This window comes from Kineococcus endophyticus (assembly GCF_040796495.1).
Lineage (GTDB): Bacteria > Actinomycetota > Actinomycetes > Actinomycetales > Kineococcaceae > Kineococcus > Kineococcus endophyticus.
Genome location: NZ_JBFNQN010000015.1, coordinates 74289 through 88231, shown reverse-complemented (window position 1 = coordinate 88231; position 13943 = coordinate 74289). Strand labels below are relative to the sequence as shown.

Annotated in this window: 13 protein-coding genes; 6 read left to right on the top strand and 7 right to left on the bottom strand. The window is 75.6% G+C overall.

The genetic code is table 11. The features are described from left to right. Window position 1: 1 nt before the first annotated feature. Window positions 2-1006 (bottom strand): sugar ABC transporter substrate-binding protein, encoded by a 1005-nt coding sequence (locus tag AB1207_RS20095; RefSeq protein WP_367640245.1) that lies wholly within the window; start codon window positions 1004-1006, stop codon window positions 2-4. Between the two features lie 206 nt (window positions 1007-1212). On the opposite strand from AB1207_RS20095, the gene AB1207_RS20090 reads away from it, so the two are divergent. Next, window positions 1213-2223 (top strand): helix-turn-helix transcriptional regulator, encoded by a 1011-nt coding sequence (locus AB1207_RS20090; RefSeq protein ID WP_367640244.1) that lies wholly within the window; start codon window positions 1213-1215, stop codon window positions 2221-2223. Between the two features lie 134 nt (window positions 2224-2357). Here the strand turns inward: AB1207_RS20090 and AB1207_RS20085 are convergent, their stop codons facing one another. Then, complete coding sequence (locus AB1207_RS20085) at window positions 2358-3194, bottom strand: PIG-L deacetylase family protein (protein ID WP_367640243.1); 837 nt, start codon at window positions 3192-3194, stop codon at window positions 2358-2360. A gap of 48 nt (window positions 3195-3242) precedes the next feature. Between AB1207_RS20085 and AB1207_RS20080 the strand changes: the two genes are divergently transcribed. Together AB1207_RS20080 and AB1207_RS20075 are read left to right on the top strand one after the other, a co-directional pair. Continuing rightward, window positions 3243-4232 (top strand): lysylphosphatidylglycerol synthase transmembrane domain-containing protein, encoded by a 990-nt coding sequence (locus AB1207_RS20080; protein ID WP_367640242.1) that lies wholly within the window; start codon window positions 3243-3245, stop codon window positions 4230-4232. Then, complete coding sequence (locus tag AB1207_RS20075; RefSeq protein WP_367640240.1) at window positions 4229-5302, top strand: glycosyltransferase family 4 protein; 1074 nt, start codon at window positions 4229-4231, stop codon at window positions 5300-5302. Before AB1207_RS20080 ends, AB1207_RS20075 begins: the two co-directional genes overlap by 4 nt. Here AB1207_RS20075 and larC read toward each other — a convergent pair. Genes larC through larE form a run of 3 tightly spaced genes read right to left on the bottom strand, consistent with a single transcriptional unit; the run spans window position 5292 to window position 8015 of the window. Next, window positions 5292-6500, bottom strand: a complete 1209-nt coding sequence (gene larC / locus AB1207_RS20070; protein ID WP_367640238.1) for a nickel pincer cofactor biosynthesis protein LarC — start codon at window positions 6498-6500, stop codon at window positions 5292-5294. The genes AB1207_RS20075 and larC overlap by 11 nt on opposite strands. Then, complete coding sequence (larB, locus tag AB1207_RS20065; RefSeq protein ID WP_367640237.1) at window positions 6497-7186, bottom strand: nickel pincer cofactor biosynthesis protein LarB; 690 nt, start codon at window positions 7184-7186, stop codon at window positions 6497-6499. Before larB ends, larC begins: the two co-directional genes overlap by 4 nt. Beyond that, window positions 7179-8015 (bottom strand): ATP-dependent sacrificial sulfur transferase LarE, encoded by an 837-nt coding sequence (gene larE, locus AB1207_RS20060; protein ID WP_367640235.1) that lies wholly within the window; start codon window positions 8013-8015, stop codon window positions 7179-7181. Before larE ends, larB begins: the two co-directional genes overlap by 8 nt. 70 nt (window positions 8016-8085) lie before the next feature. Here larE and AB1207_RS20055 point away from each other — a divergent pair, with 70 nt between their 5' ends. Further along, the gene (locus AB1207_RS20055; RefSeq protein ID WP_367640234.1) at window positions 8086-9135 is read left to right on the top strand and encodes a LacI family DNA-binding transcriptional regulator; all 1050 of its coding nucleotides are present in this window, start codon (window positions 8086-8088) and stop codon (window positions 9133-9135) included. Here the strand turns inward: AB1207_RS20055 and AB1207_RS20050 are convergent. Both AB1207_RS20050 and uxaC read right to left on the bottom strand, forming a co-directional pair. Next, window positions 9095-10459: a mannitol dehydrogenase family protein gene (locus AB1207_RS20050; protein WP_367640232.1), complete on the bottom strand. Its 1365-nt coding sequence runs from the start codon at window positions 10457-10459 to the stop codon at window positions 9095-9097. The genes AB1207_RS20055 and AB1207_RS20050 overlap by 41 nt on opposite strands. After that, window positions 10456-11865: a glucuronate isomerase gene (gene uxaC / locus AB1207_RS20045; RefSeq protein ID WP_367640230.1), complete on the bottom strand. Its 1410-nt coding sequence runs from the start codon at window positions 11863-11865 to the stop codon at window positions 10456-10458. The genes AB1207_RS20050 and uxaC overlap by 4 nt, the downstream gene beginning before the upstream one ends. 108 nt (window positions 11866-11973) lie before the next feature. Here uxaC and AB1207_RS20040 point away from each other — a divergent pair, with 108 nt between their 5' ends. Both AB1207_RS20040 and AB1207_RS20035 read left to right on the top strand, forming a co-directional pair. Continuing rightward, complete coding sequence (locus AB1207_RS20040; protein WP_367640228.1) at window positions 11974-13371, top strand: lactate racemase domain-containing protein; 1398 nt, start codon at window positions 11974-11976, stop codon at window positions 13369-13371. Then, window positions 13368-13901, top strand: coding sequence for a gluconokinase (locus AB1207_RS20035; RefSeq protein ID WP_367640227.1), 534 nt, complete (start codon window positions 13368-13370; stop codon window positions 13899-13901). The genes AB1207_RS20040 and AB1207_RS20035 overlap by 4 nt, the downstream gene beginning before the upstream one ends. The last annotated feature ends 42 nt before the right edge of the window (window positions 13902-13943 follow it).

Genomic DNA, 13943 nt, shown 5'->3' with positions numbered 1-13943 from the left:
CTCAGCCGCCGAAGATCTTGATCTGGGCGTCGACGGCGGCCGGGTCGTCCATCGTGATGAGGGCGACCGGCAGGTCGATGCTCGCGTCCTTCTTCCCCTGCCCCAGGGCCAGCGGGATGTCGACCACGGCCCGGGCGATGGCGATGCCGTCGACGGTCACGGTGGCGCGGAAGAACGTCCCGGCCTTCATCTTCTGCAGCGCGAACAGGTTCGCGTCCAGGCCGCCCACGTACGTCTTCGCGTCGGTCTCTGGGCGCCCGGCCGTGACGAGCGCCTGGTACGCGCCCTGCGCCGCGTCCCCGACGGCCGTGAGGACGACCGCGATGTCGGGGTGCTGGGCCAGCGCCGCCGACGTGACGCTCAGGCCCTCCGAGGGGCTGACGCCCTGCTGCTGGACGACGACCTCCGCGCCCGGCGCCGTGGCCTTCAGCCCCTCGACGAGACCCTTCGTGCGCTCCCGGCCGATCTGGATCGTCTGGTCCTCGATGACGAGGACCTTCGCCGAGCCGCCGAGGGTCTCGTTGACCCACGTCCCGGCGTGGTCGGCGAGCTGCTTGCCGGAGTCCTCGAAGGAGAACTGCAGGGTCGCGTCCTGTGTCGGCAGGTCTCCGCCGTAGGTGACCCAGTACTTGCCGGCCGCCTTGTACTGCTTGGCCATGGCCTCGAGGCTGGCCGGGTCGGCGGGGAAGGAGACGACCGCGTCGACGTCGGAGTTCAGGTAGGTCGTGAGGTTGGTGATCTGCTGCGACAGGTCGTTGTTGTCGTTCGTCAGCTCGAAACCGACCGACTTGGTCTTGGCGTAGTCGACCATGATCGGTGTCAGCGCCGCGTAGATCGGCAGCGACGTGAAGGGGTAGTCGAAGAGGATCTTCTTCACCGGCCGCGGTCCGGACGACGCGCCCGCGGTCCCGCCGGAGGCCGGCTGCTCGGACATCGTCCCGCAGGCGGTGGTGCCGCCCACGACGGACAGGCCTGCGCCGAGGAGGAGGGTTCTGCGACTGACCATGGGGTGTCTCCTGGCGTTCGTCGGGGAGTGCGCTGGAGGTGCGGGGACCGGGGCGTCGTCGGTGAGGCGCCGGTGACCGGACACGGAACCAGGTGCGTCGGGAGGCGGGATCCGTACAAGTACCGACGGGTGAACCCGGCCGAAGTGCTTGAGCGCGGGCCCCGGCGGGCTTACCGTCTCCGACGGGAGTCGAACGGGAGGTGCGTGTGGACACGGAACTGCTCGCGGCCGCGGCCGGACTCGGCGTGCTCGCCGGAGGCGGGGGAGCCGACGTGGGCTCCGACGCCCTCGGCCTGCTCGCCAGGCTCATCCCCAGCGACGCGTCGGCCCTCCAGGTCGTCGCGGCCGGAGCCGCGGCGCAGGTGCCCACCCGCACCCTCGCCAGCCGGGGCTTCGCCCACCAGTGGGGCGACGCCGTCGCGCAGGACTGGATGCACGAACCCGACCTGGACTACCTGTGCGCCAGCTGGCCCCCGCCCACGCTGTCGACCGACACGGGCAACCGCTTCCGCGAACGCACCTTCTTCCGCCGTCACCTCGAGCCGGAGGGCTTCGTCGACGGCATGTCCGTGCACCTCGTCGACGCCGACGGCGCGACGGCCGGCTTCGCCCACTTCTCCGCGCGCAGCCCGCGCTTCGGCGCTGCGGAGCAGGCCCGGGTGGCAGCGCTCGTGCCCGCCCTCAACGCCGTGGTCACGCGGTTGCGCAACGCGGCCGTCGACGACGGCGCGCAGGGCGCCGCGGCGCTGCTCGACGCCCGGGGCCTGCACCCGCTGCCGGGGGCCGACGCGCCGGCCGTGCTGGGCGACCCGCGGTTGGCCCGCGCGCTCCGTGCCGTCCGGACGGTCCCGGGGCGACGGCTGGACGCCTGGTGGGACGCCGGTGGCACCTGGTACCGCGTGGTGGCCCAGCCCGAGCCGGGGGGGCACGGTGACCGGTTGCAGGTCCTGCTCGAGCCGGGAGAGGTCCCCTGCGGGCTGTCCCGGCGGGAACTGGACGTCCTGACGTGCGTCGCGGCCGGGATGGCGAACGCGGAGATCGCCGAACGCCTCGGCATCTCCGTCCGCACGGTGCACACCCACGTCGACGCCGTGCGCTGGAAGACCGGCAGCGCGTCGCGCGTGCACGCGGCGTCCTGGGCGCACCGCGAAGGGGTCCTGCACCTGGCGCCCGACGCGAGCGCCGAGGACGTCCGCCTGCTGCTGCACCGGCTCTGAGAGGGCCCCACCTGGGGAGACGCCGTGAAGACCCGTCCGATCTTCCTGGGAGTCCGGGCGAGTGGGCGTCCCGGCCGCCGTCGGTGCGCCATCCTCGGGGGGTGCACCACGACGGCGACCACGGACCGCAGCAGCTAGCGGCGCAGGCTCGCGAAGACGTCGTCCGACAGCACGGCCCCGGGGACGCGGCCGCTCTCGACGAACCACTCCCGCCCCAGGACGAGCCGGCCCACCGGCCCCGGCAGCGCGGCGAGCAGACCGACCCCGCGCAGCCCCCGCACCCACCCTCGCGGCCCGCGGGTCTCGGTCTGGCTGGCGTGCGCCCGCAGCGCCGCGCGCTTGGCGTCGAGGTGGGCGCGCACGTCGACGCGGTGGGTCAGGGCCCGGCGCGGGGTGAAGGCCCCGCGCGCCCGGTCGGCCGTGACGTCGCTGACGAACCCGGGGACGAGCTGGGCCAGGCGCAGGCCGCGCTCGACGAGCGTCCGGTCGACCGTCGCCTCCAGGACGACGGGCGTGCCCGCGAGCTGCGCGGCGCGGGCCCCGACGTGGTGGACGCGGACGTGGTCGGGGTGGCCGTACCCGCCGGCGGCGTCGTAGGTGGTCAGGACGTCGGCGCCCTCGGCGCGCAGGACCACGGCGAGCTCGGCGGCCACCTCCTCCACCCCGACCTCGCTGAAGGGGCGCCCCGGACCGGGCGCGGGCTCGGGCCAGCCGCTGTCGCGGTGACCGAGCCGGACGACGCGCGCGACCCCCAGGGCCGCGGCGGAGCGGTCCAGCTCGGCGGCGCGCCGCGCACCCAGCCCGGCCCCGGGGTCGTCGGCCGCGAGCCCGGCCTCACCGTCGGTCGCCACGACGAGGACGACGCGGTGACCCTCGGCGGCCGCCCGCGCCAGGGTGCCGCCGGTGAGCAGCGCCTCGTCGTCGGGGTGGGCGTGGAAGGACACGAGGACGAAGGGTCCGGAGCGGGGCACCGGCGCAGACTGCCACGGCTGCTGCGCGGGCGGACCCTCGTCGGGATCGTGTCGCTCGCCGCCGGGATCGCCGCGGTGACGGCCCTGCCCCGGTTCGTCGGGACGACGTGGTCGGACGTCGCCGGGCTCGCCACCGCCGTGAGCCCGGTCGCGCTGGCGGCCCTCGCGGGGTTGTGGTGGCTGGGGCTGTGGGCCTACGCCTGGTCGCTCACCGGCGCGCTGCCCGGGCTGACGCGCCCCCGCGCCATGCTGCTGAACCTGTCCGGCAGCGCCGTCTCCAACGCGCTGCCCGCCGGCGGGGCCGTGGGGATGTGGCTGAACTCGACCATGTTGCGCCGCTGGGGTTTCGGGATGCGCCGCATCGCCGACTTCACCGTCACGAGCAACGTCGTCGACGTCGCGGGCAAGCTCGTCGTCTGCGCGGTCGCCCTGGCCGGGACGGCCCTGCTGGGGCAGTTGCCCCCGCAGGTGCTGGCCGGGGCCGGTGTCGTGTCCGCTCTCCTCGCGACCGTCGTCCTCGTGGCCGCGGCCCTGGGGTCGCGGGTGGGGACGGTCGTGCTCGTGCGAGGAGTGCTGGCCCTGTCCCCGGTGACGCGGCGGACGGGCGTCCTGCGCCGGCTCGCTCGGTGGCGCATCGAGCTCCTCGGGGTGCGGCGCCGCGTGCAGCAGACCGTCGTCGCGCAGTGGCGGCGGCTGACCTTCGGCGTCCTGGCCTACGTCCTGCTGCAGGGCGGTCTCTTCTGGGCCTGCCTGCACCTGACGGGTGCCGTCCCCACCCTGTCCGCCGTCGTCGCGGCCTTCGTCGTCGACCGCCTCGCCAGCACCGTCCCGATCACCCCGGGCGGCAGCGGGTTCGCCGAGGCCGGCGCGACCGGCGTGCTGCTCGCCGCGGGCGCCTCGCCGGCCGCCGCCCTGACCGGCGTGCTGCTGTACCGCGCGTTCGTCGTGCTGCTCGAGGTCCCCGTGGGCGGCGGGGCGCTCGCCGGCTGGCTGCTCCTGCGTCGCCGCGCCCGGGTCGACCTGGGGGTCACCGCGTGAGGATCGCGCTCGTCACCGACAGCTACCTGCCGGTGCTCGGGGGGATCGAGCTGCACGTGCGCGACCTCGCCGACCAGCTCGCCGCCGCCGGGCACGCGGTGGACGTCCTGACCCGCACCCCCGCCGGCCCGGACGCCGACCCGGTGGGGGACGTGCGCGTCGTGCGCCTCGGCCGCGGCGACCGCCTCGCCGGGCACCTCGCCGACGCGGACGTCGTCCACGTGCACTCCTCCGTCGTCTCGCCGCTGGCCTGGCGCGCCGCCGCCCTGGCCCGCACGCTCGCCGTGCCCGCGCTCGTCACCGTGCACTCGATGGTGTCCCACGGGACGGCCCGGCCGATGGCCGTGGCGTTGCGTCGCGCGACGGCGTCCGGGGTGCGCTGGAGCGCCGTGAGCCGGGCCGTCGCCGACCCGCTGAGCCGCACCGTCGGCGTCCCGGTCGCCCTGCTGCCCAACGGCATCGACCCCACCGAGTGGCGGGACTGCCACGCGCACCGGGTCGACGCGCCGGAGTTCACGGTCGTCAGCGCCCTGCGCTTCGCGGCCCGCAAGCGGCCCCTCGCCCTCGTCCGCGTCCTGGCCGACCTGCGCGACCGGCTGCCCGCGGACGTCCCGCTGCGGGCCGTCCTCGTCGGGGACGGACGGCTGCTGCCCGCGGTCCGGCGCAAGCTGGCGGCGACCGGGCTCGCGGACCAGGTCGAGCTGCCGGGCCGGCTGGACCGGGCGGGGGTCCAGCGCGTCCTCACCGCCGCCGACGCCTACGTCGCCCCCGCGCGGCTGGAGTCGTTCGGGCTGGCCGCCCTGGAGGCGCGGTGCGCGGGGGTCCCCGTCGTCGCCATGGCCGCCAGCGGCGTCACCGAGTTCGTCCGCCACGACGTCGAGGGTCTGCTCGCCGCCGACGACGCCGACGCGGCCCGGCTGCTGCACGTGCTCGCCACCGACCCCGAGCGGCGTGAACGCATCCGCCGGCACAACGTCGACACCGACCCGCAGGTGACGTGGCCGCAGGTCCTCGCCGAGACGCTGCGGCAGTACGCGGCCGCGGGGGCACCGGTGGGCGTCACCGTCTGAGGTCCCCGGGCGGGGGTCCGCCGACCGTCCAGCCGGCGGCCGCCGCCGCGGTGTGGGCCGCTGCGAGGACGCGGCGTTCGGGCCAGCCGAGGTCGGCGGCGACGCGCGCCACGTCCTCGAACTCCGGCATGACCTGCTGCACCACGCCCCGCAGCAGCCCGACCTTCACGGGCACCGCGTGCCCCTCGACGCCCACCTCGACCCACCCGCGCTCCAGCACCAACCGGGTGTACTCCGTGCGCCGCACCCCCAGTGTCGTCGTCGTCGCGACCACCAGCTCCTCGAGCTCGTCGGACCGCTCCGGCGGGGACAGCACCGTCAGCACGTGCGCCGGGCGGCCCTTCTTGCCGACCACGGGGACGAGCCACGCGTCGAGCGCGCCCGCTGCCAGGACCCGGGCGAGGACCCCCGGCCACAGCCGCGGGTCGAGGTCGTCGACCGTCGCCTCCAGCTGGTGCGCAAGGGGTCTCGCGGCCCGTGTGGCGCGCTCACCCAGGACGACCCGGGTGACGTTCGGGCGGCCCCCCACGTCCCGGGTGCCCGCCCCCGAACCCCAGGCCGTGACGGTCAGCTCGGGCAGGTCCTCGTCGGTCGTGGCCAGCGCGGCCACGAGGGCCATCCCGGTCGGGGTCGTCAGCTCGCCCTCCCCGCCGGCGCGCACCCGCCGGCCGCGGGACAGCGCCACCACCGCGGGAACCGGCACGGGGATCGCCCCGTGCGCCGCGCGGACCGTGCCCGACCCCAGCGCGACCGTCCCGGCGCTCGCGGACGTCACGCCGAGGGCGTGCAGCGCGGCGCACACCCCGACGACGTCCGCGATGGAGTCCAGCGCGCCGACCTCGTGGAAGTGGACGTCGTCCGCGGGCACGCCGTGGACGGCACCCTCCGCCGTGGCGAGCGCGGCGAACACCGTGACGGCGTTGCGGCGCACCGGTTCCGGCACGGCGGCGTGGTCCAGCATCCGCCGGATCGTCGTCCAGGTCCGGTGCGGCGGGTCCTCGTCGTGCAGCTCGACGTGCGCCTTCGTCGCGGCCAGTCCCGCCCGCGTGACGCGCTCGGTGCGGACCGAGACGGCGTCTCCCACGACGGCGTGGACGGCGGCGCGGACGGCCGCGAGGTCGGCGCCGGCGTCCAGCAGCGCCCCCAGCAGCATGTCCCCGGCAACCCCCGCGGAGGGGTCGATCCAGACGTGGTTCACGACGGGACCCCGTCCTGGGGCGCGGCGATCTGGGCCGCCAGGTGCCCTGCGCCGTACCCGTTGTCGATGTTCACGACGCTCACCCCCGGCGCGCAGGCGTTGAGCATCGTCAGGAGCGCGGCGATCCCGCCGAAGGCCGCGCCGTAGCCCACCGACGTCGGCAACCCCACGACCGGCGCGGACGTCAGCCCGGCCACGACGCTCGGCAGCGCACCGTCCATCCCGGCCGCCACCACGACCACGCGGGCCCGGCGCAGCAGGTCCACCCGGGCCAGGACGCGGTGCAGCCCAGCCACTCCGACGTCGACGACGAGTTCGCTCTCGCGCCCGAGGTAGCGCGCCGTCAGGTGGGCCTCGCGCGCCACGGGCAGGTCCGAGGTCCCCGCCGCGAGCACGACGACGAGGCCGCCCGTCGGGTCCGGCGGGGCGGGTGGCCAGGCCAGCAGACCCGCGTCGGGGTCGTGCGCGGCGTCGGGCAGGGCCGCCAGGACGGCGGCGGCGTGCTGGTCGTCCGCGCGGGTGAACAGGGTCGTCACGTCGGGGCGCTCGCGGACGGCCGCGGCGATGCGGCCGACCTGCTCCGGCGTCTTGCCCGCGCAGAACACCGCCTCGGGGTACCCGCGGCGGGCGGTGCGGTCGAGGTCGAGCTCGGCGATGTCCTGAAGATCACCCACCAGGTCAGGCACGGTTGAGCACCTCCAGCGTGAACGCGCCGGACTGCATCCCGGCGAGGTCGAGCACGGCCCAGCGGAACCCGGCGCGGCGGACGGCCGCGTTCACCTGCGCCCGGAGCGGTTCGGACGCGACGCGCACGAGGTCGGCGGCGGGGACCTCCAGGCGGGCGATGTCGCCGTGGTGGCGGACGCGCAGGTCCGCGAGGCCCAGGTCGCGCAGCGCCGCCTCGGCGGCCTCCACCTGCGCCAGCTTCTCCGGGGTCACCTCCTCGTGGTGGGGGATGCGCGAGGCGAGGCAGGGGGCGGCCGGCTTGTCCGCGCAGGGCAGGTCCCACGCCCGGGCCAGCGCGCGGACGGCCGCCTTGTCGAGGCCGGCGTCGGCGAGCGGGCGCAGGACGCGGTGCTCGGTCGCGGCCCGCGAGCCCGGACGGTCGGGGCGGCGGGCGTCGTCGGCGTTCTCGCCGTAGGCGACGGCGTCGAGGCCGTGCGCGGTGACGACGTCCTCGCCGATGCGGGTGAACAGCTCGTCCTTGCAGTGGAAGCAGCGGTCCGGCCCGTTGGCGCGGTAGGCGGCGTTGTCGCCCTCGTGGGTCTCGACCTCGACCAGCGCGGCCCCGACGACGGCCGCGACGCGGTGCGCCGCAGCGCGTTCGGTGGCCGGCAGGCTCGGGGAGACCCCGAGCACCGCGACGACGCGCGCCGCGCCCAGGGTGCGGACGGCCGCGGCCAGCACGACCGCGGAGTCGACGCCGCCGGAGAACGCGACGCCGAGCCGGTCCACGTCCTCGAAGGCGCGCGCCAGGGCGGCGGGGACGGCGGTGTCGGGTGGTGCGAGGGTCATGGGCCCACCCGACCACCCCCGCCCCCTCCAGGGCCAGTCGTTGCCAGCAGTTGATTGCTAGCGTCCGGGCATGAGCGAGGGGGCCGACGGGGGCCAGGTGACGATCTACGACGTCGCCGCCGCCGCGGGCGTGTCCGCGTCCACCGTCTCGCGCGCGCTGACCAAACCGGGCCGCGTCAGCTGGCGGACCGCCGAGCACGTCCGCCAGGTCGCCGCCGAGCTCGGCTACCGGTCCTCGCGCATGCAGGTGCCGCTGTCCTCGCGGGGGTCGGGGGTCCTCGCCCTCGTCGTGGCCGACATCGGCAACCCCGTCTTCGTCGGCATGGTGCGCGGCGCCGAACGGGCCGCGGTGACGCACGACCTCACGCTCGCCGTGGTCGAGACGCAGGAGTCCGAACGCGCCGAGGCCAAGGCGCTGGCCCGGCTCGAGGCCACCGTCGACGGGTTCGTCCTGGCGTCCTCGCGGCTGAGCGACCAGGAGATCCGCGCCGTCGCCAAGCGCAAACCCGTCGTCGTGCTGAACCGCTCGGTGCGGTCGGTGACGTCCGTCGTCAGCGACAACGTCCGCGCCGTGAAGAAGGCGGCCGAGCACCTCGTCGAACTCGGCCACACCTCGATCACGTACCTCGCCGGCCCGGAGGCCTCCCACGCCGACGGGACCCGCTGGCGCGGGGTGCAGGAGGCCGGGGTGGAACTCGACCTGCGCGTCGGCCGCGTCGGGCCGAACCTGCCGACCCTGCGGGGCGGGGCCGCAGCGGCCGAGGCGTGGGCCCGACGCCCCTCGACGGCCGTCATCGCCTACAACGACCTCATGGCCATCGGTTTCCTCACCGCCGTCACGGCCGCCGGCCGCCGCGTCCCCGAGGACGTCAGCGTCGTCGGGTTCGACAACATCGTCGACGCCGACCTCGTCCGCCCCGGGCTGACGACGATCGCGGCCCCCCTGGTGGACATGGGGTCCGCGGGGGTGGCCCACCTCGCGGCGGGCCGCCCCCGGGAGGGCAGCACGGGCGAACCCGTGCTGCTGCCGGCCTGGCTCGTCGTGCGGGGGTCGACGGGACGCGCGCCGAGCGGACGGGTCAGACGGTCGCGGGCGTCAGGACGTCCAGCCGGGAGCTGACCAGTTCGACCAGTTCCGCGTCGTCACCGAGCCCGGGGTGCAGCAGGTCGAGCACCGCGCGGACCGGGTCGTCGGACGTCGCGGCCGCCACCGCTCGGTCCGCCGCCGGGTCGTCGACGGGTGTGCTCTCGCCCCGCAGGTGCCGGATCCACGCGGCGAGGGCCGTCGCGCACCCTTCCGGCAACCGGCCCGCGGCGCGTTCGGCGCGCAGCGCGGGCACGATCCGCAACGGCAGTTTCAGCGAGCCCCCGGCGGCGATCTGGGCCAGCAGGTGCCGGACGCCGGGGTTGGCGTACCGGTCGAGCAGCGCCTCCCGGTACCGCGCGAGGTCCTGCGCCGGGATCGGCAGGTGACGGCACGCCTCGTCCCAGAACGTCTCCACCCAGGCCCGGCAGCGCGGGTCGGCGACCGCGTCGGCGATCGTGCGGTGGCCGAGCAGCGCGCCGGCGTAGGCGAGAAGGGAGTGCGACCCGTTGAGCAGCCACAACTTGCGCTGCTCGTGCACGGTCACGTCGTCGACGAACACGACGCCCGCGCTCTCCCAGTCCGGACGTCCCGCGCGGAACTCCCCGGAGACCACCCACTCCGAGAAGGGCTCGGTGGGAACCGGGGACTCGTCGTGCACCCCGGTCAGGGCCTCGACCGTCGCGACGACCTCGTCGGTGGTGGCCGGGGTGATCCGGTCGACCATCGAGGACGCGAACTCCACGTCCCGGCGGATCCACCCGGCCAGCGCCGGGTCGAGGAGTTCGGCCAGCCGTGTCACGACGGATCCGGTGACGTGCCCGTTGTGCGCGAGGTTGTCGCAGGACAGGACGGTGACCGGCCCGGCGTCCGCCGCGCGGCGGGCGGCCAGGCCCGCGACGAGGCGGCCGGGGACGGTGCTCACGGGGGCGGTGGCGTCGGCGCGCAGCGCGGCGAGGTCGGCGACGACCTCGGGGCGGTGCTCGTCGAGCCCGCCGTCCGCGCCGAGCAGGTACGCGGCCTCCGTCACGGTGAGGGTCACGACCGCGACCTCGCTGCGGCGCAGCAGGTCGAGGAACTCCTCGTGCTCGGTGGCCGCGTGCGCGCGGGCGATGGAGGTGACGACCTGGGGGTGGTCGCCGTCCGCGCCACGGACCAGCAGCGTGTAGAGCCCGTCCTGCCGGTTCAGCTTCTCGGCCGCGTCCGGACGCCGGCCCGTGAACGCGGCGACGCCCCACTCCGCGCCGTCGGAGGCGCGGGCGGTGTACCAGGCCTGGTGCGCGCGGTGGAAGTTCCCGAGGCCCAGGTGGACGATCCGGACGGGCGGAGCGGGAACCTCGCGACGGAGGGGGGTGGTCACAGCCGGAACGCCTTCCGCGGGTTGACGGTCACGATGTCGACGATGGTCTCGAGCGCCTCGTCCTCCTCGAGGCGGCCGTCCGCGACGAGCGTCGACAGGTACGCCGCGTCGAGGCGACGCGCCATGTCGTGGCGGGCGGGGATCGAGCAGAACGCGCGGGTGTCGTCGATGAACCCCGACGTCTTGCTGAAACCCGCGGTCTCCGTCACCGCGGAACGGTGCCGGCCGGTCGCGTCGGGGGCGTCGAGGAACCACCAGGGCGCCCCCACCCACACCGAGGGGTAGAAACCCGCCAGCGGTGCGATCTCGCGGGACAGCGTCGTCTCGTCCAGGGTGAACAGGACGAGCTGGAACCCCGGGTCGGTCCCGAAGTCCTGCAGCACCGGTCGCAGGTCGCGCGTGAAGTCGCCGGGCAGCGGGATGTCGGCGCCCACGTCGGCGCCGAACGCACGCTGGGTCGGTCCGTGGTGGCTGCGGGCCACCCCGGGGTGCAGGGTCATGACGAGACCGTCCTCGGAGGACATGCGGGCCATCTCCCACAGCAGGTGCCGGCGCAACGCCGTCGCCTCGGCGGTGCTCAGGGACCCCTTGCGCGCCAGCGCGAAGAGTTCCACGGCCTCGGACGCCGGCAGGCGCTCGGCGCGCACGTCGGCGTGGCTGTGGTCGGCCGACACGGCGCCGTGCGCGCGGAAGTGCTCCCGCCGCTGTCGCAGCGCGTCGAGGAAACCGGTGAGTTCGCTCGTGTCGGTCCCGGAGACCTCCTGGAGCCGGTCGGCGTGGGTCGTCCAGCCGTCGACGCCCACCTCGAGGTAGCGGTCCGGGCGGAACGTCGGCAGGACGCGGCCGGAGAACGTCGGGTCGGCGGCCAGGAACGCGTGGTCGGCGAGGTCGTCGCACGGGTCGTCGGTGGTGGCGAGGACCTCGACGCCGAACCGCTCGAACAGTGCGCGGGGCCGGAACTGCGGTGTCTGCAGGGTGGCGGCGATCTGGTCGTAGATGTCGTCGGCCGTCTCGGCCGACGGACGGACGGTGATGCCGAACAGGTCGGCGAACTGCACCTGCAGCCAGTACCGGACGGGCGTCCCGCGGTAGACGGACCAGTGCGCGCAGAGAGTCCGGAACGCCGCGCGGGAGGCCTCCGGCGACAGGGGGCCCTGTCCCACGCCGAGGTGGGCCAGGTCGACGCCCTGGGAGTGCAGGAGGCGCGTGGCGTAGTGGTCGGGCGTCAGCAGCAGCGACGTCGGGTCCGCGAACGGGGTGTCGTGCGCGAGCCACCCCGCGGGCACGTGCCCGTGCGGGGAGATGATCGGCAGGTCCGCCACCGCCGCGTGCAGCCGCCGCGCCACGGCGCGCCGGGTCGGGTCGGGGGGCAGGAGCCGGTCGGGGTCCAGCGTCAGCGACGTCATGGGGCCACCCGACCCGACGGGGAGGCGTGGTGACCAGCGGTTGCCGGGAGTTGCCGCCGGATCCCGGTCCGCCTCGACTTCCGCGCCCCCGCCGTCCACAGTCGGGCCATGACTGGTGCGGCGACGGGTGCGGCGGCGGGTAGCGCGTTCGGGACGGATCCGGGGGACCCCGCGCGGGCCGCCGTGCTCGGTGGCCCGGGGGACCACCTCGACCCCGACGTCGTCCGGAGCTTCGTGGCCGAGCAGGTCCGCGGTGTCGACCTCGACGGCGCCCGCGTGTGCGTCGTCGTGCCGGACGCCACGCGCACGTGCCCCCTGCCGCTGCTGCTGCGGGCGGTGCACGAGGGGTTCGCGGGCCGCCCGGCCCGCGTCGACGTCGTCATCGCCCTCGGCACCCACCAGGGCATGGACGAGGAGCACCTCGCGCGCCACCTCGGGTACGAGGCCGGTGCGCTGGAGGAGACGTACCCGGGCTGGTCCGTCGTGAACCACGCGTCCTGGGACCCCGCGACGTTCACCTCCCTCGGCACGATCCCCGCCGCGCGGCTGGCCGAGCTGACGGGCGGGCTGCTGCCGGGGCCGGACGTCGACGTCCGCATCAACCGGCTCGTCGCCGAGGCGGACGTGGCGCTCGTCGTCGGACCGGTGTTCCCGCACGAGGTCGTCGGGTTCTCCGGCGGCAACAAGTACTTCTTCCCGGGGGTCTCCGGGCAGGAGGTCATCGACGTCTCGCACTGGGTGGGGGCGCTCATCACGAGCGCTGCGATGATCGGCAGCCGCGGCGTGACCCCCGTGCGAGCGCTCATCAACGAGGCGGCCTCGATGCTGCCGGGGAAGCGGCTGGCGCTGTGCCTCGTCGTCGCGTCGGGCACGGACGTGCTGCACACCGCGGCGTTCGGGACGCCCGAGGACGCGTGGGCGGCGTGCGCGGAGGTGTCGGCGCAGACGCACGTCACCTACCTCGACCGGCCGTGGCGGCGGGTGCTGTCGATCATGCCGGAGAAGTACGAGGACATCTGGACCGCGGCGAAGGGTTTCTACAAGCTCGAACCCGTCGTCGCCGACGGCGGGGAACTCGTCCTGTACGCCCCGCACATCACGCAGGTCTCGGTCATGCATCCGCACATCACGGAGATCGGCTACCACAACCGGGACTACTTCACGGGGCAGTGGGAACGGTTCCGCGACCAGCCGTGGGGCGACCTCGCGCACTCCACGCACCTGCGCGGTCAGGGCACGTGGGACCCCGAGCACGGGGAGCGGAACCGGGTCACCGTGACGCTGGCGACGGGGATCCCGCGCGAGGTCGTGGAGAGCGTCAACCTGCAGTACCTCGATCCCGCGGACGTCGACGTCGACGCGTGGGCCCAGGACCCCGACACCTTCGTCGAACCCCACGCGGGGGAGGTGCTGTACCGCCTGCGGGCGCAGGCGCCCGGAGGGGGCGCGGAGGTCCCGGGCGAACCCGACGGGCGGCAGCCGTCCGAAGAGCGGGCCGCGCGGTGAGGCCCACCGCGCTGGTCGTCATGGGGGTCGCCGGGTGCGGCAAGAGCACGGTGGCGGGACTGCTCGCCGACCGGCTCGGGTGGCCGCTCGGCGAGGCCGACGACTGGCACCCGGCCGCCAACGTCGCCGCGATGACGGCGGGGACGCCGCTCTCCGACGCCGACCGCGCGCCCTGGCTGCTCGCCGTGCGGGACTGGATCGACGCGCAGGGCGGCGACTGCGTGCTCACCTGCTCGGCGCTGCGGCGGTCCTACCGGGACGTCCTGCGCGGTGCGGGCGCCCGGGTGCGGTTCGTCCACCTCGACGGGTCCCGGGACGAGCTCGCGGCCCGTCTCGCCGCCCGCACGGGGCACTTCATGCCGGCCTCGCTGCTCGACTCCCAGCTCGCCGTCCTCGAACCGCTGGAGGCCGACGAGGACGGTGTCGTCGTGCCGATCACCGGCGGGCCCCTCGAGGTGGCCGGCCGCGTCGAGGAGGCGGTTGCCCGTCAGGTGTCGGGTTCTGGCAACTCGTGGCAAGTGGTTGGGTGAGCGCGCCCGTCCGGCGGACGCTGGTCTCCTCGCCGCCGGCCC

What these genes read in the sequence shown, in the direction of transcription:
- AB1207_RS20095 (WP_367640245.1), bottom strand. Translation starts at nt 1,006, where the DNA reads ATGGTCAGTCGCAGAACCCTCCTCCTCGGCGCAGGCCTGTCCGTCGTG.
- larE (WP_367640235.1), bottom strand. Translation starts at nt 8,015, where the DNA reads ATGACCCTCGCACCACCCGACACCGCCGTCCCCGCCGCCCTGGCGCGC.
- AB1207_RS20055 (WP_367640234.1), top strand. Translation starts at nt 8,086, where the DNA reads ATGAGCGAGGGGGCCGACGGGGGCCAGGTGACGATCTACGACGTCGCC.
- uxaC (WP_367640230.1), bottom strand. Translation starts at nt 11,865, where the DNA reads ATGACGTCGCTGACGCTGGACCCCGACCGGCTCCTGCCCCCCGACCCG.
- AB1207_RS20040 (WP_367640228.1), top strand. Translation starts at nt 11,974, where the DNA reads ATGACTGGTGCGGCGACGGGTGCGGCGGCGGGTAGCGCGTTCGGGACG.